12 protein-coding genes are annotated in these 25,072 nt (G+C 37.0%); 10 read left to right on the top strand and 2 right to left on the bottom strand.

Annotation, left to right across the window (positions count from 1 at the left end):
• The first annotated feature begins 32 nt into the window (after positions 1 to 32).
• From J0L69_16105 to folB, 3 genes are all read left to right on the top strand, one after another.
• Positions 33 to 4,139, top strand: coding sequence for a gliding motility-associated C-terminal domain-containing protein (locus tag J0L69_16105; GenBank protein MBN8694719.1), 4,107 nt, complete (start codon positions 33 to 35; stop codon positions 4,137 to 4,139).
• Between the two features lie 168 nt (positions 4,140 to 4,307).
• A complete protein-coding gene (locus J0L69_16100) occupies positions 4,308 to 6,833 on the top strand; it encodes an outer membrane beta-barrel protein (protein ID MBN8694718.1) in 2,526 nt (841 codons plus the stop codon).
• The gene (folB, locus tag J0L69_16095) at positions 6,833 to 7,186 is read left to right on the top strand and encodes a dihydroneopterin aldolase (protein MBN8694717.1); all 354 of its coding nucleotides are present in this window, start codon (positions 6,833 to 6,835) and stop codon (positions 7,184 to 7,186) included. Before J0L69_16100 ends, folB begins: the two co-directional genes overlap by 1 nt.
• Here the strand turns inward: folB and J0L69_16090 are convergent.
• Both J0L69_16090 and J0L69_16085 read right to left on the bottom strand, forming a co-directional pair.
• Entirely contained in the window at positions 7,183 to 7,746 is a 564-nt protein-coding gene (locus J0L69_16090; protein MBN8694716.1) for a hypothetical protein, read from the bottom strand. The two genes, folB and J0L69_16090, sit on opposite strands and share 4 nt — an antisense overlap.
• Positions 7,747 to 7,762: 16 nt before the next feature.
• The gene (locus J0L69_16085; protein ID MBN8694715.1) at positions 7,763 to 8,413 is read right to left on the bottom strand and encodes a hypothetical protein; all 651 of its coding nucleotides are present in this window, start codon (positions 8,411 to 8,413) and stop codon (positions 7,763 to 7,765) included.
• Positions 8,414 to 8,506: 93 nt separating this feature from the next.
• Here J0L69_16085 and J0L69_16080 point away from each other — a divergent pair, with 93 nt between their 5' ends.
• The 7 genes from J0L69_16080 (at position 8,507) to J0L69_16050 (ending at position 24,985) form a co-directional block, all read left to right on the top strand.
• Positions 8,507 to 9,481 carry a T9SS type A sorting domain-containing protein gene (locus J0L69_16080; protein MBN8694714.1) on the top strand — a complete coding sequence of 325 codons (975 nt, stop codon included), beginning with the start codon at positions 8,507 to 8,509 and terminating at the stop codon, positions 9,479 to 9,481.
• 17 nt (positions 9,482 to 9,498) lie between these two features.
• Entirely contained in the window at positions 9,499 to 11,310 is a 1,812-nt protein-coding gene (locus J0L69_16075; GenBank protein ID MBN8694713.1) for a T9SS type A sorting domain-containing protein, read from the top strand.
• On the top strand, positions 11,311 to 11,631 hold the full coding sequence (locus tag J0L69_16070; GenBank protein MBN8694712.1) for a hypothetical protein: 321 nt from the start codon (positions 11,311 to 11,313) through the stop codon (positions 11,629 to 11,631). It begins immediately after the preceding gene.
• 109 nt (positions 11,632 to 11,740) lie between these two features.
• Positions 11,741 to 14,608 carry an aminomethyl-transferring glycine dehydrogenase gene (gene gcvP / locus J0L69_16065; GenBank protein ID MBN8694711.1) on the top strand — a complete coding sequence of 956 codons (2,868 nt, stop codon included), beginning with the start codon at positions 11,741 to 11,743 and terminating at the stop codon, positions 14,606 to 14,608.
• Positions 14,609 to 14,630: 22 nt separating this feature from the next.
• Positions 14,631 to 16,778, top strand: coding sequence for a tetratricopeptide repeat protein (locus tag J0L69_16060; protein MBN8694710.1), 2,148 nt, complete (start codon positions 14,631 to 14,633; stop codon positions 16,776 to 16,778).
• 108 nt (positions 16,779 to 16,886) lie between these two features.
• A complete protein-coding gene (locus J0L69_16055; protein ID MBN8694709.1) occupies positions 16,887 to 22,142 on the top strand; it encodes a GAF domain-containing protein in 5,256 nt (1,751 codons plus the stop codon).
• Between the two features lie 62 nt (positions 22,143 to 22,204).
• On the top strand, positions 22,205 to 24,985 hold the full coding sequence (locus tag J0L69_16050; protein ID MBN8694708.1) for a TonB-dependent receptor: 2,781 nt from the start codon (positions 22,205 to 22,207) through the stop codon (positions 24,983 to 24,985).
• Positions 24,986 to 25,072: the final 87 nt, after the last annotated feature.

Genomic DNA, 25,072 nt, shown 5'->3' with positions numbered 1-25,072 from the left:
ATTTTCCCATCTTATTTGTTATATTTGATTAGATGAAATTCGTTTTCAGGCTTAGCTTACTTTTCCTTTTGTTCTGTAGTCAGTTATTTGCACAGGATAATATTGTTATTCCCAAAACAGACCCTTCACTTTGTTTTACTGAAAATTTAGGCCAATGGGATTCGAAAATTTTGTACCGCTCTAAATTTTCCGGAGGAACTTTGTACATGGAACCGAATGGCATGACCTATGCTTTCTTTGATAAAAAACAAAGAGCCAGTATACATTTAGGTGGATTGGGTTCTACCAAAGATGCCAAACTAAAAGCGCACTGTATTAAGTTGGAGTTTTTAGGTTGTAATTCAAATTTCATTAATCAGCATGAAGATGAGGGGGTGTTTTATGAAAACTTTTATCAAGGCAGCGACCGATCTAAATGGAAGAGTCATGTAAACAATTATCATAAGGTATGGTATAGAAATATTTATAATGATATCGATTACGAAGCCATTACAACAATTAAAGGCATCAAGTATAATTTTTATGTTAAGCCGAATGCCAATCCTGAATTAATAAAACTTAAATATAGTGGTGCCAAGAAAATCAAATTAGTGAAAAACGAATTGATGATTATAACGAGCATTGATTCTATTGTAGAAAAAGCGCCGTATGCCTACCAAAACATAAAAGGAAGAATAGTTGAAGTTCCCTGCAAATACGCTTTGAAGGATAATGTTGTTTCTTTCGAGTTCCCTGAAGGCTATGATAAGAACTATGAATTGGTGATTGACCCTATTCTTGTTTTCGCGGCACAATCGGGTTCACTGGCAGATAATTTTGGAATGACAGCCACTTACGATAACAACGGAAACTTATATACAGGCGGGACTGTTTTTGATAATGGTTATCCAACTACACCGGGCGCTTATGATATAACGTTCTCCGGACCTCCGGCATTCGGAAATACGGATGTGGTTGTAACGAAGTTTAATGCAACCGGCACAACCCTGTTATTTTCAACTTATCTGGGTGGTTCGGGTAGTGAGATTGTAACCAGTTTGATTGTTGATCAAAATAATAACGTTTTTCTCTACGGTGCAACGGGCTCCGCTAATTTTCCTACCACAGTAGGAGCGTATGACAATACATTTAATGGCGGAAACTATTTGTTTTTCATGTTTAATGGAACAGAATTTGCAAATGGAACCGACATATTCGTCTCCAAATTTAATCCAACCGGAACAATGCTAATGGGTTCAACCTATGTAGGCGGTAGTGATAATGATGGGGTAAATTATACCAATGCAGTCGTTACTTATACGGTGGCATACTCAGGCACTGTTACACCGGGCGGTCCAACTTCAACAGCGGCTTGCGTTTCTACTGGAGGTAATTTTACACTCAATGAACATAAAGCCGATTCATTGCAGTTTAATTATGGTGATCAATACCGTGGTGAAATCCAATTAGACAAAAACGGAAACGTATATATCGCCAGCTCTACGCGCTCATCCAATTTCCCAATCGTTGGCGGATTCGATAATACATTAGGAGGAAAGCAAGATGCAGTTGTTTTAAAATTCAATCCAAATCTTACAGGAGTTGTGTGGAGTAGTTTTTTGGGCGGTAGCGAAAACGACGCCGGATACTCTTTAATTGTAACAGATTCACTTTTTACATATGTGACTGGTGGAACATACAGTATAGATTTTCCAACTGTTGCCGGATGTTACAATACGACCTATAACGGAGGTAAGGCAGATGGTTATATCGTAAAAATTAATCCGACAGGAAGCGCTATTTTGAAAGGAACTTACATTGGTACGAATTTATACGATCAGAGTTATTTTATTCAGAAGGACAAACAAAACAGAATTTACGTGTACGGACAATCGGATGGGAACATGATTACAACACCCGGTGTTTTTTCTGTCCCAAACTCCCATCAATTTATTACGCGTCTCGATGGACAATTGGCTAACGTAAACATGGGTACTATCTTTGGTAGCGGACTTCCACGTATTGATATATCGCCGTCAGCTTTCTCGGTAGATAATTGCGGTAACATTTACATTTCAGGATGGGGTGGACATCTTATTTACGGACCTTCACTAACCGGAATGCCTGTAACCGCCGGTGCATATCAAACAGCATCGGCCAACGGTTTTGATTTTTATTTAATGGTATTGTCAGCTAATGCCACTTCATTATTGTATGGTTCCTATTTTGGTGGCGCTTGTAGTCCTGAGCATGTAGATGGCGGCACTTCTCGATTTGATCCGCGTGGAATTATTTACCAATCAGTATGTGCGGGTTGTCAGAATAACGAAGATTTTCCTGTTACCCCGGGCGCGTGGCCTAATACACCAGGTAATAATAATAAATCCAGCAACTGTAATAACGGTGTGTTTAAATTTGATTTTCAAATCAAAATTACCAACGTAAATATTACAACTAATACCATTACCGGTTGTCAGCCTTTAACCGTGAACTTTAATAACAGTTCATATACTTCTGGAACATTCACATGGAATTTCGGAGGAGGAAACACCAATACGACAAGTATAAATCCATCATTTACTTATACAAATCCGGGTACATACACAGTAAGTTTAGTTGTAAGAGATACGAGTAGTTGTAATAAGATTGATAGTTCATTTACTTACATAACGGTTTATCCGGGGGTGAATGTGAGTGCTACAGCTTCTTTGGTTCCTTGCAGTGATAGTGTGCAATATAATGGGAATGCTGTTACAAGTGGCACGCTCTCAACATTTCAATGGACTTTTGGTAGTGGAAGCGTAAGTACAAGTACGCTTACCAATCCAGTTAATACCTACACGGCGGCCGGTACCTATACGGCCCAATTACTCGCAATTACAAATAATGGTTGTAGAGATAGCGTCGTAGTTCCGGTCACGATGAGTGTTATCATTCCTTCGGTCAATTCAGGCACTATGTGTCAGGGAAGCTCGGTAAATCTAAATGCCACTGGTGGCACATCTTATCAATGGCAGCCGACCACAGCATTAAGTAGTACAGCGGTTGCTAACCCTATTGCCAATCCTACGACAACTACTATTTATTCGGTTACCATTACTAATACTTTGACAGGTTGCGTACGTACGCTTACCACTCAGGTTACGGTGAATCCAAAACCAACAGCTGATTTCACCTTCACAACCAATCCGTGTGGCGGTGGGGTAAACTTCACCGATAATTCAGCGGCTTCCATCACACAATGGGCCTGGGATTTCGGGAATTCACAAAATTCAACTGTTCAAAATCCTTATCAGTTTTATTCTACCGGCGGAACTTACAATGTGACATTAGTTGCAGGTAATGCATTCAATTGTTTTGATACGATTGTAAAGCCTGTAACGGTTGGTAACCCTCCGCCGGTAAGTGTGAGTCCGAGTCAAACAATTTGTTTAGGCAATTATGTAACATTATCGGCTAGTGGTGGAATTTCTTATTCGTGGGCACCATCAACCGGATTAAGCAATCCTAATTTCCAAAATCCTATTGCTAACCCTACCGTAACCACTCAGTATTCTGTAACGATAACTACATTAACGTCGTTAGGAGATACCTGTAAGTTTATGTTGGTGACCAATGTAAATGTTACGCAAGTTTCTGCAATTCCAATTCAAGTTTCAGCTAATCCCGATACTGTAGTGGCGGGAGGAACTTCAGTACTTACTTTAACCGCCACGCCAAATGCCATTGCTACCTGGTATCCCGGCGGTACAACAAGTCCTTCTACTGGATATACAGTTACCACTATGCCTCCGCGCACTACGACGTATACTGTCGTTATTCAACGCGGACCATGCTCTGAAACATTAACGGTAACAGTTTGGGTGATTGAAGACGGATGTGAGTCATCGGATGTTTTTATTCCTAATACATTTACACCAAACGGAGATGGAAGTAATGATTTAATGTTTGCGCGCGGCAGCAAAATTCAGGAAATGTATTTCGCTATTTACAATCGTTGGGGCGAACTGGTTTTTGAAACCAGCGATAAAAATGTTGGTTGGGACGGTACATTTAAAGGTCGTCCGGCCGATGTGGGTGTATTCGGTTATTACATTAAGTTTAAGTGTTATAACGGACTCGAATCATTTAAGAAAGGGAACATCACTCTTATCCGTTAAATTCCTGTTAAAATAGGTTAATCACCACCTAAAACCACCCCAAATGGGTTAGAGCCATTCATCCAAAATATGCTTTTTATTAGCTTTTCTTAGGTACATTTGTCACCGAAATGTCATGAGAAAGACGTTTTTAATGTAATTAGCTTTATGACACAACTACTTAGTTCAATGAAAAAAAATATTCTATTTCTGATTCTCGTTCTGTTTGCATGCAGTCCTGCTTTTTCACAAATGCCACAAGGTAATATGCAAAGCATGATGAAAAATGCCAAAAACATGAATATTGGCCGTTTTTACGGTAAAGTGATTGACGCGAAAACAAAGAAGCCTGTTGAATATGCTTCGGTTGTTTTGTTATGGTTTAATAAAGACAGTTTAATTGCAGGTGGTTTGGCAAAAGAGAATGGTGATTTTTCTTTGGATCAATTACCACCTTATGGAGGTTATCGTTTACGCATTTCGTTTATCGGGTATAAGAATTATGAGGCCAAAGTTTATATTGTTCCTCCAAATAAAATAGAACAAGATTTAGGAGATATCAAATTAGAGCCGGATGAAAAAGTATTAAAGGAAGTAGAAGTGAGTGCCGAGAAAAGCACTTTTGTGATGAGTGTGGATCGTAAGGTGTACAATGTAGATAAAGATTTATCGGTGAAGGGTGGAACAGCTTTGGACGCATTAAAAAACATTCCAACCGTTTCGGTAGACGCTGAAGGAAATGCTACTTTACGTGAAAGTGCTGTGCGAATTTATGTAGATGGAAAACCCACAACGCTTACACTTCAACAAATCCCTTCTGATCAAATTGAACGCATTGAAGTTATTTCAAATCCTTCTGTAAAGTTTGAAGCGAACACAACAGGAGGAATTATTAATGTGGTATTGAAGAAAAACAACAAGCCGGGTTATAACGGCATGTTAATGGGTAATATCGGTACCGGTGATCGTTACGGAGCGATGGGAAATATTAACATCAAAGAAAATCCATTTAATTTTTCGTTGATGTACAATTACAACTCAGGAATTAATAATACCAATGGTTATACGAATCGCATCGATTTATATAACGATACGATCATTGATTATTTTAATCAGAATAATCAAAGCTTAATGCGTAATCAGTTTCATTTTGGAAGGTTAAGTGTGGATTATAATATCAACAACCGTAATACAATTACTGTTGCAGGAAATTTAGTGAAAGGAGAATTCAATACAAGTGATGTTCAGGATTACGAATATTTATCCGGAACAAAAGTGCCTGTTATGGGAGGTTATCGTATCAATGATTCGAAAGCAGGCTTTGTTAACGTAACATCGCAATTAATGTATCGCAAAACCTATCCTAAGGTTGGAAAGGAATTAACCATTGATTTAAATAATAACACCAGCAATTCAGGCAACCAATACCAGTTCAATTCTTATGATAAGGATACCGCAGGTAACGACATGCCATTTTCTCCTATTCTTCAAAAGAACAAAGGTGGAACCGATGCGAGTCAGTGGATATTACAGGTGGATTATGTAAATCCTATTTCCGACAAAGCAAAATTAGAAATGGGAATCAGAGGCTTTTATAAAAAGTCAAACAGTTACAATAACACGTCTAATTTTAATTATGCTATTAATGATTATGAAAAAGATTCCATCATGAGTAATAATTATGTGATTGATGACATGGTGAATGCTGCCTACATTAATTACATGAGCAAAACATTTTGGGATATCGGTTATCAAGCCGGCTTACGTTTCGAGCAAACGTATTTTAAAGGTACGCTTACTGATAAAAATCGTTCGTTCGAATATATCTATCCGGGAAGTTTAAATACTTTGCAAAACAGTTTATTCCCTGCCATTTACTTAACTAAAAAATTTGGAACCAAACATGAAGTTCAATTTAACGTGTCGAGAAAAATTGAGCGCCCGAATTTCTTTATGGCCATGCCATTTGTGATGTTTAGTGATAAGAAAAACTATCGTATTGGTAATCCAGAGTTAAAGCCGGAGTTTATCAATATCGCTGAAATTAATTACAACAATTTGTTTGATAAAGGAAATTGGTTGGTGTCTGCTTATGGAAGATATTCTGAGCAACCAATTACGAACACAGCCTATCGTTCAGCCGCCGATACAACTGTACTAGTAAATACGTTTGTGAACGGGAAAAACAGCTTACGTTATGGAATGGAAAACACCTTGCGATATACCTTCTTCAAAAAGTTAACAGCCACCGCAAACGTAGATGTGTTTTATGTATATCTTACCAGCGGAATTATCGAAAATCAACCTTCAACTGTTACAGAAGGGTGGAGCTATAAAGGTAAGCTTACTTTGAGTTATCAGTTACCTTGGCAATTAACAGCTCAGGTGAATGGAACGTATGAAGCACCAAAGGTTATCATCAACGGCCGCACCTTAGATTATTATTTCATGGATATTTCATTAAGTAAAATGATTAGCACAAAATGGGTGTTTAATTTAACTTTAAGCGACGTGTTCAATACCAAACGCATGGGTACACATTTAGATACTGATTTTTATACGCAGGATTTATCCCGTCGTCGTGAAACACGCTACTTACGATTTAGCGTCACTTATTTATTCGGTAAGTTCGATTCATCTATCTTGAGAATGCGTGGTAAAAAAGGAAATAATAATCAGGATATGAGCGGCCAGGATGGCATGGGTGGTTTCTAATGGAGCACAGAATAAACATAGAAGGTATTAAGCTGTATGCTTACCACGGTTGTCTGGAAGAAGAAGCAAAAATTGGTGGTAATTATATTGTTGATGTATACATGACGACTGATTTTTCAGAGGCTGCTAAAACAGATGATTTAAGTAAAACAATTGACTACTGTGCTATTTATGAAATAGCAAAAGCGGAAATGGCCATCCGTTCAAAATTAATAGAGCAGGTTGGTCAACGTATTTTTGATAGAGTAAAATCTGATTTTAAATCCATAAAATCGCTGCGAGTTAAAATCACCAAATTGGTACCACCGATGAATGGAGATGTAGAGCAGGTGAGTATTGAAATTGAAGGTTAGTTCAACGCGTTGAGGTTTTTACTCAACAAGTGATTACCGCCTACCACCAAATGTTTCATGATTTTTTTATTGCGAATGATTAAAGCGTTGGTGTTGTATTTGTCAACCACAAAATCATATTCGGTAGTACCGTGACTTTTATATTCGATGGCGGAGAAAACCAAAACATCATGCTCATTTAAAATACCTGATTTTTCAAGTTTAAAATTCCAATACTCTTTTTCCTTTACCTTAAGATAAGTGAATTTTCTATTGGGTAAATTGGACAAAGTACTGGTGTAATATTTCATTTGATAGGTTCCGTTGTTATTGTACACTACGAATTTCTCAGTGATGCTTATTTTTTTACTTTCTCCCTTTATTTTTTCACCGTTAGATTTTGTAATTTCTGTGACAGCTTCTTCCACATGACACTGATAAAACAACAGGGAGTCGCCACTTTTTAATTCTGCCAAAGCTGTTTTAGCATATGCTTCCGGAAATTTTAAGCTAACAGTTTCTTGAGCTTGAGCGCAATTGAACAGTAGAATAAATCCTGTAATGTATAGAGTTAACTTCATACCGACTAATGACGCTTTAGTTAAAAGTAAATTTTCCGTTTTTATAATCGGTAGGATAGAAATCTTTTAAAGCAAAATAGAAGGCATAGCCGGCTAGCAATCCTACTGTACCACCCAAAAGAGATTTTAGTTTTCGTTTATAGCGTGCGCTCCGTTCATAGCCTAAAATATAAGGATCATGATCGATGTAGTTTGGATTAGAAATGGTATTATGTCGTATACGAACTTTCGGCGCTCCCGACAAAGCCATATATCCATAAGGTAAAACGGGTGCAAAAAACGAACCGGTGGCTCCGCCAATAAATCCAAAGAGACCGGCGCCTATCATTGCTCCATTAGCTTTAAAACCTTTTCTGCCGTCTTGTTCACCTTTAATAAAAAAATGCATTTCATCGCGGGTAAACCATTGATATCGTAAAGTATCTTGTCGGTAATAATAACGTTTGTTGCCATTGCCATAAAGAATCACATAGAGGTCGTCGTATTCGTAATGAATTTTTTTCTCCGGTTTGGTGGGATGGTATATAGTAACAGCTCCGAGTAAAGTGTCAATCACTCTTTCAACTACCACATTACCGTTCATTAATATAAGAGTGTCTTTTTTTTGTTGAGCGTTGGCTAATGTAAATGAAATACAAAAAACAAGAATTAACAGGATTCTAATCATGACATAAATTTAAATATTATTTTAGTCTTAATTCTTTATTTATCCCTTTTTTCTTAATTTTAAGAAAACTAAAAATCTAATTGAATTTAAGAAATGAAAAGTATTTATTTAATCGTAATTGTTTTTTTGTATTCAAGTATACATGTTAAAGCAAGTCATGCAATGCCACTGGTTAATTACAGTGTACAGGCAAGTGTATCAGGTTTTACTGTGTCCGGTAATTCGGATCCTGCTACGTGCGGAGGCGGGCCGTATTGGATGGAGACAATTATTACACCAAATAAAGCAGCTTTAGGGAAACCCGCCACCGCTGCAGTTTATAACACTTTATTGAATTGGAGTAGTACAAGTCAATTTTATATTTTTCAAGATCATTACTATAGTTTACTAAATGTTCCTAACTATAATATATCAAGTTCGTGGCCTGACAACTGTTCAACCGAGCCTTATGCGGACTTAATCATTCCATTTTCAACATTATGTCCCGGTACAAAATATTATATTCAATCAAGAGAAGCGGTAATGGGAACTAATACTTACGGCACATGGTCAGTTATTGATTCAATAATTACTCCCGGCGTTGCTCCTGTACCATTTCCTTTTTCTGTTAATTCATCTGCTAATCCATTATGCTCCGGACAAAGCGCTACCTTAACTGCTACGGGGGGCACCTATTATTTTTGGAATCCTCCGGCATCAAGTTCTATGTCAGTTGTTGTCAGTCCGAGTGTTACTACAATTTATACAGTCGTCGCAACAGATAGTGCTAATTGCGCATCAACTCAAACGTTTTCCCTAAATGTAAATATTTGTACAAGTATAGAAAGTCAGACTTTGAAGGATAGGTATTCGTTGTATCCAAATCCGGTTGTCGATTATATTAATATTACGGGTATTGATGAGGCAACTATCACAAAATTTAAAATTTGTAACATACTAGGAACAATTTTAAAGGAGTCCGAATTTAACTCCAGGTCAATTGATGTTTCCGAGTTGCCACATGGAGTTTATTTTCTCATTTTAGAACGAGATAAAAAGACTATTCAAACAAGTAAGTTCATCAAATAACAATGATTAATTTTCTGATGAAACATATAAAAGTATTCATTTTTGTAAGTTGTTTAGGTAAAGTGGCATTCGCACAAACAAAACTTCAAACAACCACCTCATTTCTTCCCAATTCAGGTTTTGCTATTTCAAAACCATTAATAGAAATGCCAGTTATTAATGAGGAATTAGAGGAAAGCGAGAAACAAACTATCAATCCCCGTCGTAAATCTAACGCCATTAGTTATAACAAAACACCGCAACCGGATGTTGATCCTATCGTGCAAAATGAAATGGGAAATAAAATGACATCTCCACCCATTGTAAATTGGCAAGGCACTTCCGGCAATGCATCTCCTCCTGATCCTTCCGGTGCAGCCGGCCCCGCGCATTACGTTCAGGCAGTAAATATTCGCTATCAGGTATACAACAAAACAGGAACCAGTTTGGGTGGTCCATATGCATTAAACACTTTATGGGCAGGAAGCACCAATATGGGCGATCCGATTGTGATGTATGACAGGTATGCCGACCGTTGGTTTGTATCTCAGTTTAATGGCAGCGATAAAATTTTAGTAGCCATATCCACTTCTTCAAACCCATTAGGAAGTTATTATACATATACATTCGTTCCTTCTGCAGGTAATTTCCCTGATTATCCAAAATTTTCTATTTGGGCCGATGGTTATTATTGTACCAGCAATATTGGTGGAACAGAAAAATTCGCTGTGTTTGATCGTACTAAAATGCTGGCGGGAAACCCTACTGCAGGAATGATTTCACTTACCGTTCCTCCAACACCAAATTATTATTTTTTCTCTCCATTACCGGCTGATGCCGACGGTCAATTACCGCCTTACGGAACACCATGTCCGATTTTTTGTTATGAAGACAATGCATGGCCGTCAGCAACTACTGATCAAATACGAATTTTTAAATTTACGGCTAACTGGACAACTCCGGCTGCTTCAAGTTTAGCGTTGGATCAAACCATTCCAACCAGTTCAATTAATGCACTGTTTGATGTGAACTATGATGATGTCACACAACCTGGTACTTCACAAAAAATAGATGCGATTGGCGGTGTGTTTATGTATAGAGCGCAATATCGCCGTTGGACGGGTTATAACACTATCTTGCTAAATCACGCGGTGATTGTAAATTCAACAACTAAACAAACAGGTATTCGCTGGTATGAATTAAGACAAAATACAACTACAGGTGTTTGGAGTATCTATCAGGAAGGAACTTATGCGCCGGATTTGCATAGCCGATGGATGGGAAGCATGGCTATGGATGATAACGGAAGTATTGGAATTGCATATGCTGTTTCGAGTGGAACAGTTTATCCTTCGATTCGATATACCGGTAGATTAGCCACCGATCCTTTAGGACAATTTACATTTGCTGAAACAACTGCCGCCATCGGAACCAGCTCGCAAATGACGCACAATCGTTTTGGTGATTATTCACAAACGAGTTTGGACCCTGATGGAATTACCTTTTGGCACACCGGTGAGTATTTATCGAGTGGAGGGAAAACCAGAATTTTCTCTTGGCAAATACCACTTTCAACCACAGGAGTAAATGATATTGAAAACAAACCTGATTTGCTCGTTCATCAAAATGAAAACATGTTAGAAGTGAAAGCAATTCGTTTGTTGGAAGCGAATGAAGTGCAAGTGGATTTATTTGATGTGATGGGAAAACAAATAGCATCTAAAAAGTTAAACACTAATAATGGAAATGCTGAATGTAAATTGGATGTTTCGGGTTTAGCTAAAGCGACCTATTTAGTGAGAGTAGGAAATGAGAAGTTTCAGAAGGTTGTAAAAGTAAATATTCAATAAATGCGCATCTTTTACTTTTTAGTTTTTTTCTCGGTAAGCCTTTGGTTAGGAGCTCAAAATGCAGACGTGTCCTTAGAATCTGAAGGTAAAACGGTGGGAATTGTCACAACTAAATTCAAAAAAAAGGGTTGTGGTTCTTTGGTAATGATTATTTCCGGTGGCAAAAAGATATATCTAATGCCAAAATCTCCATTAGAGAAGAAATTTGATAAGAATAAATTACGTATAAAATTCACTTACCGTCGTTTACGAATGCCAAGTCCGGCTAATTGCGAATTCTGCTACATGGTGGAATTAAAGGAAGTGGAAAAAAGTAATTAACAAGCCTGTTTACATTTTTACCTGATTTAGGTCAATTTGAGACGAAGCAAACGCTCAATAGCCCGCTTTTTTTTGTAAATTTGTTTCTCTTTTTAAACCCGTATAATCTATGGATACATTTGTTTCCCGCCATAATGGCCCACGTGAAAATGAAGTAAAAGAAATGCTTAAGAAAATTGGTGTTTCTTCAGTTGATGAATTAATCAACCAAACCGTACCTTCAAACATCCGATTAAAGGAGCCATTAAAAGTTGGCGCAGCTTTAACCGAGTTCCAATACTTAAAGCATTTGCGTGCACTTGGTAAAAAGAACAAAGTATTCCGCAGTTATATTGGCTTAGGTTATTACAATACAATTTTACCTTCCGTAATTCAACGAAATGTTTTAGAAAATCCGGGTTGGTACACTGCTTATACACCTTATCAGGCGGAAATTGCACAAGGACGCCTTGAAGCGATTTTGAATTTCCAAACCATGGTGATGGATTTAACAGCTATGCCAATTGCTAATGCAAGTTTATTAGACGAAGCAACAGCAGCAGCAGAAGCTGTATTTATGTTCTACAGTAATCGTAGTCGTGAAAAGCAAAAAGCAGGCGCACACAAATTATTTGTAAGCGAAACATGTTTCCCTCAGGTAATTGATGTTATTAAAACGCGCTCTAATCCGGTAGGAATTGAAGTGGTGGTTGGTAACGCAGCTTCCTTCTCTGCAGATGCTTCTTTCTTTGGCGCAATTATTCAGTATCCGGATATTAACGGAGAAGCGAACAACTACAAATCATTTGTAGAAAAATGTCACGCTGCTGAAATCCAAGTTGCCGTTGGTTCTGATTTATTAGCACTTGCTTTATTAACGCCTCCGGGCGAATGGGGTGCTGATGTTGTTTACGGAAACTCACAACGTTTTGGTGTGCCATTAGGTTATGGCGGTCCTCATGCTGCATTTTTTGCATGTAAGGAAGATTATAAACGTTTAATTCCGGGACGTATTATTGGGGTAAGTGTGGATGCAGAAGGAAATCAGGCATTACGCATGGCTTTACAAACGCGCGAACAACATATCAAACGCGATAAAGCAACATCAAATATTTGTACCGCGCAGGCTTTATTGGCTATCATGGCGAGTATGTACGCAGTTTATCATGGTCCTGCCGGAATTAAGGCAATTGCTCAGGAAGTAAATAATGCAACGGCTACAGTAGCAGAAGAATTAAAGAAACTTGGATTTGAAGTCAACACAAAAGTTTACTTCGATACCATTGTTGTTACTTGTGATGCTGCAAAAGTAATTGCTGCTGCAGAAGCGAAAGAAATCAACTTCCGTAAAATTAGCGACAAACAAGTTGGTATCAGTTTAGATCAAACAGCAGAAGCGGGTGATGTAAATGATGTGATTGCAGTGTTTGCTTCGGTTTCAGGAAAATCAGCAGTTAACGTTGCAATTAAAAATTCATCGGTTATTTCTTCTTCCGAATTAAACCGTAAGTCTGCTTACTTAACACATCCTATTTTTAATTCTTTCCACAGCGAAAGTGAAATGATGCGTTACATAAAGCGTTTAGAGAACAAAGATTTATCATTGGTGCATTCGATGATTTCATTAGGTTCTTGTACGATGAAATTAAATGCAGCTTCAGAACTATTGCCTCTAACATGGCCTGAATTTGCAAGCATTCATCCGTTTGTTCCTGCAAATCAAGCGGCCGGTTATGCTGAATTAATACAAACTTTAGATAAAGATTTAAGTAACATTACCGGTTTTGCGAAGATGAGTTTCCAGCCAAACTCAGGTGCTCAAGGTGAGTACGCAGGTTTGATGGTTATTCGTCAATATCACATTGCAAACGGAGGAGCGCACCGTAATGTAGCGTTAATTCCTTCATCGGCGCACGGTACCAATCCTGCAAGTGCCGCTATGGCAGGCATGGATATCGTAGTTGTGAAATGTGATGAAAAAGGAAACGTTGATATTGCTGATTTAAAAGCAAAAGCTGAGCAACATAAAGATAAATTAAGTTGTTTAATGGTAACATATCCAAGTACACATGGTGTGTATGAAGAAGGTATTACTGAAATCACAAAAATTATCCATGATAATGGTGGTTTAGTATATATGGATGGTGCCAATATGAATGCTCAGGTGGGCTTAACTTCTCCTGGTAATATCGGCGCGGATGTATGTCACTTAAACTTACATAAAACATTTGCTATTCCACATGGTGGTGGTGGTCCCGGCATGGGCCCAATCGGTGTAGTGGAGAAATTAGTTCCATTTTTACCTTCTCATCCTGTTGTTAATACAAGTGGTGATAAAGGAATTCCGGCCGTTAGTTCAGCACCATATGGTAGCGCGTTGATTTTATTAATCAGTTACGGTTACATTAAAATGTTAGGCAGTGATGGATTAAAAGCTGCGACTGAAACAGCTATCTTAAATGCTAACTACATGAAGGAGGTATTGAAAGATCATTACAAAATTTTATATACAGGAACAAAAGGACGTTGTGCACACGAAATGATTTTAGATTGTAATGATTTCAAAATGGCAAGTGGCGTTGAAGTAGCTGATATGGCAAAACGTTTAATGGATTATGGGTTCCACGCACCTACTGTTGCATTCCCTGTGGTAAATACTTTAATGGTTGAACCAACTGAGAGTGAAAGCAAGGCAGAGTTAGATCGTTTCTGCGAAGCCATGATTACCATCCGAAAGGAAATTCAGGAAATCATTGATGGCAAAGCTGACAAAGTAAATAACGTAATTAAAAACGCACCACACACCGCTAAATTAATTATCAGCGACAAATACGATAAGCCATATAGCCGTGAAAAAGCTGTATATCCGTTAAAGTGGGTGAAAGAAAATAAGTTTTGGCCAAGTGTTGCTCGTGTAGATAATGCATATGGCGATAGACATTTAGTTTGTTCTTGCGCTCCAATCGAATCGTATATAAACGAAGCGGTGGAAGCTTAGTTTTATTAAAGCAACAAGTCGAATGAACAGTATTAAAAAAATCCTATTCTCGATTTGTTGCTTTTTGTTTTTTGCAAGTACGATTTTTTCTCAAAACGACAGTTTAATTGATGTTTGGAATAATGCAAATCGTCATGACACGGTTCGCGCTATGGCTATGCATGTTTATTCGCGTCGTTTAGCATTTAATAATCCTGATACCACATTAATTCTCTCCAATCAATTGTTGCAATTCAGTAAGGAGCGTGGATTGAAAAAATTTGAAGTCGGCGCGCGTAACAACATTGCATTAAGTTATTATGTGAAGGGTGAATATAAATTAGCTATCGATAACTATAGTGAAAGTGTTGCTGAGTTGAAAGCATTAATATTCGGACAAGACACCACTCTGAAAGTTTTTGCAAAAACTTTACTGGGTAAAACCTATAATAACATTGGTAATGTTTATTTAGATAAAGGTGATTATCCTTTGGCACTAGATTTTTATTTTCAAAGTTTGAAGGTGGTAGAGGAAATGGGCGATAAGAAAGCGCAATCAATTGCCTTAGGGAATGTTGGAATTATTTATGGCATTCAAAAGAATTATGAAAACTCTATTAAATATTTTGTCAAGAGTTTGCAGATGGATAGCTTGACGGGTTTCAAATCCGGAATGGCCAGCAATTACAGTAACATCAGTAATCTTTATCAGGAAAAAGGCGACTTAAAAATTTCATTAATCTACCAACTAAAATCACTCGATTTAAGGAAGGAAATTGGAGAGAAAGATGGAATCGTACTTTCATTGGTAAGTTTAGGCAGCTTAAATGCGGAGTTCGGATATACAGCAGAACGCGAAAATAAACCGAAAGAAGAAGTAACGGCTCATTTCAACGACGCAGTGAAATATTTTTCGGAGGCATTAAATTTGGCGCGTGAAATTGGAGAACAAAGAAATGAAGCAGTTGCTTTAATGGGTTTAGGAAATTGTGCCATTAAATTGGGTGATCCTGCCAAAGGCGTAACACTGTGTGAAAATAGCTTGACAATTGCTGAGAAAATTCAATCGGATGGTGAGATACGTGATGCGTGCAAATGTTTGTATTATGCGTATTCTGCTCTTAAGAATCCTGCAAAGGCATTACCTTATTTTGAGCGTTTCATTTCAATTCGTGATACTTTAAACAGTGCCGAGCGTATTCGTGAAATAGCGCAAAAGCAATTCGAATTTGATTACACTAAAAAAGCCGCTGCTGATAGTTTGCGTGCCCATGAACAAAAAATATTAATTCAGTCAGAGTTGAAAAACGAAAAAACCCGAAGGTATTTTTTGTATGGAGGTTTACTTCTTGTAATTGTGTTTGCTGCTTTCATGTATAGCCGCTATAAAATTTCTCAAGAGCAAAAGCAAATTATTGAGAAGCAAAAAACATTGGTGGAGGAAAAACAAAAGGAAATAGTTGATTCTATTCAGTACGCAAAAAAAATTCAGAAAACATTATTGGCACACGACGCTTTCTTGAATCAGGAACTCAACGACTATTTCATTTTATACAAACCCAAAGATATAGTGAGCGGTGATTTCTATTGGGCAACGAAAAAGGAAAACCGTTTTTATTTTGCCGTATGTGATAGTACAGGTCACGGTGTTCCCGGAGCATTTATGAGTTTGTTGAACGCTTCTCTATTAAATGAAGCAATTGTAGAAAAGGGGATTGAGAAACCCGGGGATATATTTAATTATGTTCGCGCTAAATTAATTTCCAATATGTCGGCGGAAGCGCAAAAGGACGGAATGGATGGAGTTTTAATTTGCATCGATAAGGTTTCGGGCGAAATTTCTTACGCTGCGGCCAATAATAAACCTTTACTCATGACTTCAAACGGTGCTTTAGAATTACCCGGCGATAAAATGCCGATAGGTATTGGAGAAAGGAAAGATGATTTTACAACACACAACATATCCTATTCAAAGGGCGATCGTTTGTATTTATTTACCGACGGTTATGCCGATCAGTTTGGTGGAGAAAAGGGAAAAAAATTCAAGCATAAACAATTAGAGCAATTAATTACAGAGATTAACCATAAATTCTCTAACGAAAAGAAAGAAATTTTAAATACTACTTTCGAAAATTGGCGAGGCTCACTCGAACAGGTAGATGATGTGTGCATTGCAGGATTGGTATTATAATTTTGTGACAGTGCATTCTTTTTAATAAGTTAATATTTAAGTTATTGAAAAACAATATCTTAAATCAATTTAAGACGCTGGATTTTTTAGATAAATATTGTATCTTACATGATTGTAATGCAAGATACTTTAGTACAAATAGATACACTCGCAATTGATGAGTTAAATTCTAAGGCTTGGGCGCTAAACCGAAAGGATGCGTACAAGGCCATTGAGTTAAGTACCGAAGCACTTACAAAATCAAAAGAAATAGATTATAAACGTGGCATTGCACACGCTTTAAAAACCTTAGGCACTTCGCAAGTTTGGATTTCTAAAAATGAGGAGGCGCTCACGACTTTATTTGAAGCTATTTCTATCTTCAATGAACTTGGTGATAAAAAGAACGAAGCGGAAACTTATTATTATGTGGGTGCTAACTTCCGATACCTTTCCGATTACGATTCGGCCATAAAATATTACAATGAGTGTTATAGCATCAATAATCAGATTGGTGATGAAATGGGAATGGCGGATGGTTTGAATGGATTAGGTACAGTTTATTACTCCATTGAAAAGAACGATAAATCACTCGAAGTTTTACTTGAAAGTCAGAAGTTGTGCCTTAAGCATAATGATAAAGAAATTTATGTAAAAGTATTGGATGGGTTAGGAGAAACCTATCATAATTTAAAACAGTATGATCTCGCATTGGAGCATTATAATAAATGCGCTTCTATTTGTGCCACTACCGGAAATAAGCAAGTCGCTGCTTTTGCACTGGATGGTTTAGGTCGTACTTATTCGGCTACCAAGAAATACCGGGAAGCACTTGATAAATTTAATGAAAGTCTCAACCTGCGACGTGAACTTGGATTTAAAGCAGGAGAAATCATTACACTTTATAATATTGGTGTTTTATATATTGAAAAGGGTGATGTTGTGGAGGGCGTAAAATTTCTAGAGCAATCATTTGAATTATCGCAAAAAATTCACTCCAAAGAGGGAGTTTATAAGGCGAGTGAAAAATTAGCGGAAGCGTTCGAGAAAGCCGGCAAATTAGATTTAGCGATTAAGTATTATAAAATATTTCAATCCACACGCGAAGAAGTTCGTAACGAGAAAACGAATCAGCTGGTAAAGAGCGTTGAGATGCAACACAAAATGTTGCAATCACAAGCCGAGAAATTTTTACTGGAAGAAAAAGCGAAAGAACTTGAGAGTTATTCCAATAACCTTGTTTTGATTAGCGAAATCGGACAGCAAATTATTTCGCAGCATACGGTCGCTGAAATTGTAGAAACGGTTTACGACAGTGTCAATAATTTAATGGATGCCGCGGGTTTTGGTATTGGTTTGTTTGATGCTAAAAAACAACAAGTGATTTTCCCTCTCTACATTGAAGGGGATGAAAAATTCAAGGATCTTACCTATGACGTAAAGGATACTGAAAAGCTTACTGTAAATTGTTTTGTAAACAAACGCGAAATTGTTATCAATGATTTCAGCAAGGAATATCACCTGTATTTTAAAAATTATGTAGCCCCATCCTTTGGAAAGGCGGTTAATTCAATTATCTACCTTCCTTTAAATGTACGGGGTAATACGGTTGGTGTAATTACTGTACAAAGTTTCAATGCGAATGCATACAAGCAATATCACTTGAACATTTTGCGTAATCTGGCCTCTTATTCGGCAATTGCTTTAGATAACGCGCAGATTTATGAATTACAAGAGAAAACTATTTTTGCGCGTACACGTGAAGTTATTTCACAAAAAGAAGAAATTGAAAAGGCCTATCAAAACAATAAATTATTAAGTGAAGTTGGTCGTGAAATTACATCTACATTAAATTTCGAAGAGATATTTGATAAGCTTTACAGTTACGTAAACCGATTAATGGATGCCACTGTTTTCGGTATCGATATTTATCATCCTGATAAAAATTTAGTTGAATATAAATTCAGTATCGAGAAAGGTGTTAAATGTAATACAGTTGACACCGTATCAATGGATAACGATAATAACTTCTCGGTATGGTGTATCAAAAACAAAAAGGAAATATTCATTAATGATAATATTAAGGAGCATACTAAATACGTAAAACAAATTAATGTGATAAGTGGCGATCTTACGCATTCCTTAATTTTCTATCCGATAATGTATGGCGAGAAAGTGTTGGGTGCCATCACGATTCAAAGCTTCGAAAGAAACGCATACAAAGAACATCATCTGGATACTCTAAGAACGCTTGCCAGTTACATTGCTATTGCTTTTGAAAACGCTTCTCTATACGAAAACCTTGAAGAAAAAGTGAAGGAACGTACGTTGGAGGTTGTTAAGCAGAAAGAGGAAATTGAAAAGAATAACGATAATACAAAGTTATTAAGTCAGATTGGTCGCGAAATCACAAGTACCTTTTCTACGGAAGAAATTATCAGTAAAGTTTATAAGCACATTAACCAATTGATGGATGCAGCTGCATTCGGAATTGGTATCTATGACGAACCTTCAAAGCAATTAGTATTTAAGGGTGTTATAGAGAAGGGTGTAAAACTCTCTGATTTCTCTTATTCAATCAACTCAACTGATCGTCCCGCTGTGTGGTGCTATAGTACACAGCAAGATTATAAGATTAACAATTTTAACGATGAATTCGTTAAGAGTAAAAAGGTAACAGATTATCAGGCGAAGGCAGGCGAGAATCCGGAATGTATCATGTACGTTCCAATTACACAAAAGGATAAGCGCATTGGTGTTGTTACCGTTCAAAGTTTTGAGCGTGATGCATACAGCGACTATCACTTACAACTTTTAAAGAGTTTAGCTGTGTATATGGCTATTGCTCTCGATAACGCAGCCTTATATGAACAACAAGAAAAAGTCATTGCCGATCGAACGAAAGAGGTTGTTGTTCAAAAGGAAGAAATTGAAAAAGCGTACCAAACCAGTAAATTATTAAGTGAAATAGGTCAGCAGATTACTTCTACTTTAAATTTTGAGGAGATTTTTGACAAGTTACATTATTACGTGAATCAACTCATGAACGCCGACTGTTTTGGTATTCGTTTATATCATCCTGAAAAAAATGTGGTAGAATACAAATATGGTATTGAGCGTGGAGAAAAGTATCATAGCGTTGCTTCCGTTTCAATGGATGACGATGATAATTATTCGGTATGGTGTATTAAGAATAAGAAGGAGATATTCCTTAATGATAATCTTAACGAATATAAAAAGTATGTTAAGCAGATTAAGGTCGTAAGTGGTGATATGCCTCACTCGTTAATTTTCTACCCGATTATGATGCAGGAGAGAGTATTGGGTGTGGTAACTATTCAAAGTTTCGAGAAATTCGCCTATAAAGAGCATCATCTTGATGTTTTGAAAACTTTAGCCTCTTACATTGCTATTGCTCTTGAAAACGCTTCACTCTACGAAAACATGGAGGATAAGGTGAAGGAGCGCACTTTGGAAGTTGTTAAACAGAAGGAGGAAATTGAAAAAACATATGAGAATACACGCTTGTTAGGTCAGATTGGTAAGGATATTACTTCCACTTTATCGGTGGATGAAGTTATAGAGAAAGTGTATTCGAATGTGAATTCATTGATGGATGCTTCTGTATTTGCCATTGGTTTATTTAATGAAGCACAACAACGCTTAGTGTTTTCAGGAACCATGGAGCGGGGTAAAAAATTAGATGACTTTTCCTATACATTAACCGACGATACACTTGGTGTATGGTGTTATAATAACGAGAAGGAAGTTTTAATTAATGATTATCCTGCCGAGCATACAAAATATATTAAGCAAGATTATATCGCAGCGGTTGGCGATGATACCCTATCGATGATTTTCCTTCCTATTTATGGAAAGGATAAAAAATTAGGCGTGTTATCTGTACAAAGCTTTAAAACACATTCTTATTCTGATTACCATTTAAACATTCTCCAAAACTTGGCTGTTCATATTGGCATTGCATTAGACAACGCGTCGCTCTATGAAAATATGGAAGAGCGTGTTGAGGAAAGAACCAAGGAGATTGAAAAGAATTATAACGACACAAAATTATTGAGTGAAATTGCTGAGGATATTAGTTCTTCACTTTCTGTTGAGACAATCATTGCAAAAGTGTATTCGAACGTAAACAAACTGTTAAAGGCAGATTGTTTTGGTATCGGTATGTTTAATCCGTTGAACGGATTTTTAGAGTTTAAAGGCTTCGTTGAGAATAATCAGTTAATGGATGATTTTGGTTATCCGGCTAACGATCCAAATCGACTCGCAGCTATTTCATTTACTAATAAGCGTGAAATATTTATTAATAACTACGCCCTCGAATACGGTAATTATATTAAAGGTATTCAAGCGCCGGTGTCGGGAAAAGATTCAGCCTCGATTATCTACTTACCAATTTATTCAAAGGAAATTGTAATCGGTGTATTAACGGTGCAAAGTTTTGAAATTAATGTTTACACCAATTATCATTTGAATATCTTAAAGAGTTTAGCTATTTCTATAGGTATTGCCTTAGATAATGCCGCGCTTTACGAAAACCTGGAGGAGAAAGTGAAAGAGCGTACAACAGAAGTGTTCGAGCAAAAGGCTATTATTGAAGAGAAGAATAAAGATATTACCGATAGTATTCGCTATGCTAAAAAAATTCAATTGGCCTTAATGCCGGATACGGATTTATTAAAAACGGCGTTTGCCGAAAGTTTTGTTTATTATCGTCCGAAGGATATTGTGAGCGGAGATTTTTATTGGATTGAGTTATTTAAGAATAACGTGACTGTATTTGCCGCGGCTGATTGTACCGGTCACGGTGTGCCGGGCGCTTTCATGTCGTTAATTTGTAACGATTTGATGAATCAAGTTATTAAGGACCAAAACGTAACTACACCGGCTCATGCACTTACTGTATTAGACGAGCGTTTACGTGCTATGTTAAATAAGAGTTCTGATCACTCTTCGAACGATGGCATGGATATTGCTCTCTGCGCATATCACCCTAACCAAATGATTATGCAATTTGCCGGTGCCCACCGACCGTTATTACTGATTCGTGACGGAGAATTAATCGAATACAAACCAAGTAAACATTCTATTGGCGGCTATTTAACCGGAAACAAAGTGTTTAACGATAACGTCATACAATTGAAAAAGGGCGATCAGGTTTACGTGTTAACGGATGGTTATGCGGATCAGTTCGGTGGCGAGAATGGAAAAAAATTCAAGTTCAAGAAACTACAAAAGTTGATTCAAACCATTGCACACATGCCGATGAAAGACCAACACGATTTATTAGAAGAAGCTTTTGTAAGTTGGAGAGGTAAACACGAACAGGTTGATGACGTTTGTGTAATCGGTTTAAAAATTTAATTTCCTTTTCAGTCGTGCCAAGGTTGTTCTATACCCTTACATTTATTTTCTTTTTTTCTTTTATGGCACTTGCACAGAGCTATTCTGTAAAGGGCAGTTTATTTGAAAAGGACAAATCTCCGGTTATTGGCGCTTCCGTTATTTTATTAAATCCAAAAGATTCTTCCTTTATTAAAGGTACTACCAGTAACGAAAGCGGATTGTTTGTAATCGAAAATGTAACGCCTAAGAATTATATTTTAAAAGTATCTTATCTCGGTTATAACGATTATTTTAAATCTGTTTCAATAAATGATAATTTGACTTTGGATGCAATCCAATTGCGTACCGGTGCAAAAAAATTGCAGGAAGTAAACGTTGAAACGCAGGCTGTAATGGCCACCCAAAGCGGTGACACCACAAGTTATAATTCAAAAGCTTTTAAAACAAATAAAGATGCGAATGCTGAGGATTTGATTACAAAGATGCCGGGTGTAACAGTGGTGGATGGGAAAGTACAAGCACAAGGCGAAGATGTGAAACAAGTATTGGTAGATGGTAAGCCATTTTTTGGTGATGATCCTAATTCGGTGTTGAAAAATTTACCGGCGGAAGTGATAGAAAAGGTTCAGGTGTTTGACAAGAAAAGTGATCAGGCGCAATTCACAGGCTTTGATGATGGTAATACAAGTAAAACCATCAATATTGTTACAAAAGCTCAATTCAGAAACGGAGTTTTTGGAAAGGTGTATGGTGGTTATGGTTATCAGGATAAATACAAAGGCGGTGGTGTAATCAATCGTTTTAAAGACAAACAGCGCTTTACGGTATTGGCCATGACAAACAATATCAATGAACAAAATTTTTCAACCGAAGATTTATTGGGTGTTATGAGCAGTAGTGGCGGAAACAGCAATAGAAGAAATTTTGGTGGAGGAGGAAGAGGAAGTAGCGGACGAGGCGGCTCACAAAATAGCGCGGAAAGTTTTTTAGTGGATGTGAAGAATGGAGTAATTACAACTTATGCACTTGGTTTAAATTATTCTGATAGTTGGGGAAAGAAAGCAAGTTTTTCCGGAGCTTATTTTTATAACCGAACCGAGAACATTGCCGAAACTGATTTATTGCGACAATATGTTTTGGGCGGCAATAACGGTTTATCGTATGTGGAGAACAGCGATGCTAAAACAACCAACGATAATCATCGCTTAAATTTCAGATTAGAGTTGAAGCCTGATTCTCTTAATAGTTTCATTTTGCAGCCCAAAGTTTCCTTGCAAATTAATAATGGTAATAATCAGTTATCAGGCATTAATTCGGCCTCCGTTACAATTAGCGATATTGATAATTCCTATCGCACTAATTTATCCGGTTACAATATTGCTTTTCCGGTTTTATTCCGTCATTCATTCGCGAAAAGAGGAAGAACTGTTTCACTCAATTTAAATCCAAGTTATAACACGAGCGTAGGCGGCAGTCGTTTAGAAACGTATAATCGCTATTACACGGATTCGGTTTACACAGATAGTATCGACCAGAAATCCATATTAGATAAAGTAGGATTTAATTCAACAAGCAATATCACTTTTACGGAGCCATTAGGTAAAACGGGATTTTTATCAGCCAATTATATTTTAACGTACAATTTTTCCGATTCAAAAAAGAACACTTATAACCGAAGCCCTTCTGATTATACTTTTTCCGAAACGGATTCTTTATTATCGAATGTGTTTAGCAATACGTATATGGCACATTCGGCAGGTGTGAATTACCGCTTTAATGAGGAGAAATATAATTTTTCTCTGGGTCTAAATGCACAGCAAGCCGAATTAGACAAGCAGCAGACTTTTCCTACTGAGTTTGAAGGGAAACGAACGTTTCAATCGCTTTTACCTAATGCGCACTACCAATATAAATTCAATAAAAACGATAATTTCAGAATTAATTATCGAACCAGTAACACGCCGCCAAGTATTGATCAATTGCAAGATGTGATAAACAATTCTAACAGTCTTCAACTTTCAACCGGTAATCCTGATTTAAAGCAAAATTTTCAAAATAATTTATTCATGCGATATACGGGCGTGAACACGCTTAAATCAACTTCCCTTTTTATAATGCTTGGTGGTACCTACACGCAAAATTATATTGGGAACAGCACTATCATTGCGAATAATGATACGACAGTTTATAATAATGTTTTCTTGGCAAAGGGTTCGCAAATTACCCGTCCGGAGAATTTAGATAATTATTACAACTTACGTTTTTTCTTTAATTATTCTTTTGCTGTAAAGAAATTAAGGTCGAACATTAACATTAACGCGGGATGTAATTATAATAATGTTCCGGCCTTAATCAATAAGCAAGTAAATTACTCCAACACAACAGCACCATCGTTTGGATTAGTGATTAGTAGTAATATTAGCGAGAAGGTTGACTTTACAATTTCTTCTAACTCGGCTTATAATATTGTGACTAATTCCTTGCAATCAGATTTAAATTCTGAGTATCTCAACCAAACTTCCAGAGTTAAGTTGAATTTAAATCCGTGGAAAGGTTTAGTTTTTACAGCAGAATATAATAATCAGATTTATACGGGTTTGTCGGATGGATTTAATCAGAATATTTCATTATTGAATGGCGCTATTGGCTATAAATTCCTAAAAGATAACAGTGCTGATATTCGTTTGTTTGTATTCGATGTTTTAAATCAAAATCAGAGTATTCAGCGGAATATCACCGAAACGTATATTGAGGATACCCAAACCAACATATTACAGCGCTATTTCATGTTAATATTTACCTATAATATTAAAAAGTATTATAAAAATGAGGCTAAAAAGCCCTCTGGAGCTGGACAGTAGACTCTTTTTTTAGTACTTTAGCAACAATGTTTGAAGTCAGTACAATATCTCCGGCCACACAGGCTCAACACATGGCTCAATGGTCTA

The organism is Bacteroidota bacterium (genome assembly GCA_017303905.1).
Classification (GTDB): domain Bacteria; phylum Bacteroidota; class Bacteroidia; order B-17B0; family Aurantibacillaceae; genus JAHEYG01.
This window is presented reverse-complemented; position numbering and strand designations above follow the sequence as displayed.

Excerpts from the sequence above, each read along its gene's own strand:
- folB (MBN8694717.1), top strand. The coding sequence starts at position 6,833 with ATGGAGCACAGAATAAACATAGAAGGTATTAAGCTGTATGCTTACCAC.
- J0L69_16070 (MBN8694712.1), top strand. The coding sequence starts at position 11,311 with ATGCGCATCTTTTACTTTTTAGTTTTTTTCTCGGTAAGCCTTTGGTTA.
- J0L69_16085 (MBN8694715.1), bottom strand. The coding sequence starts at position 8,413 with ATGATTAGAATCCTGTTAATTCTTGTTTTTTGTATTTCATTTACATTA.
- J0L69_16055 (MBN8694709.1), top strand. The coding sequence starts at position 16,887 with ATGATTGTAATGCAAGATACTTTAGTACAAATAGATACACTCGCAATT.
- J0L69_16090 (MBN8694716.1), bottom strand. The coding sequence starts at position 7,746 with ATGAAGTTAACTCTATACATTACAGGATTTATTCTACTGTTCAATTGC.
- J0L69_16050 (MBN8694708.1), top strand. The coding sequence starts at position 22,205 with ATGGCACTTGCACAGAGCTATTCTGTAAAGGGCAGTTTATTTGAAAAG.
- J0L69_16075 (MBN8694713.1), top strand. The coding sequence starts at position 9,499 with ATGAAACATATAAAAGTATTCATTTTTGTAAGTTGTTTAGGTAAAGTG.
- J0L69_16060 (MBN8694710.1), top strand. The coding sequence starts at position 14,631 with ATGAACAGTATTAAAAAAATCCTATTCTCGATTTGTTGCTTTTTGTTT.
- J0L69_16100 (MBN8694718.1), top strand. The coding sequence starts at position 4,308 with ATGAAAAAAAATATTCTATTTCTGATTCTCGTTCTGTTTGCATGCAGT.
- J0L69_16080 (MBN8694714.1), top strand. The coding sequence starts at position 8,507 with ATGAAAAGTATTTATTTAATCGTAATTGTTTTTTTGTATTCAAGTATA.
- J0L69_16105 (MBN8694719.1), top strand. The coding sequence starts at position 33 with ATGAAATTCGTTTTCAGGCTTAGCTTACTTTTCCTTTTGTTCTGTAGT.
- gcvP (MBN8694711.1), top strand. The coding sequence starts at position 11,741 with ATGGATACATTTGTTTCCCGCCATAATGGCCCACGTGAAAATGAAGTA.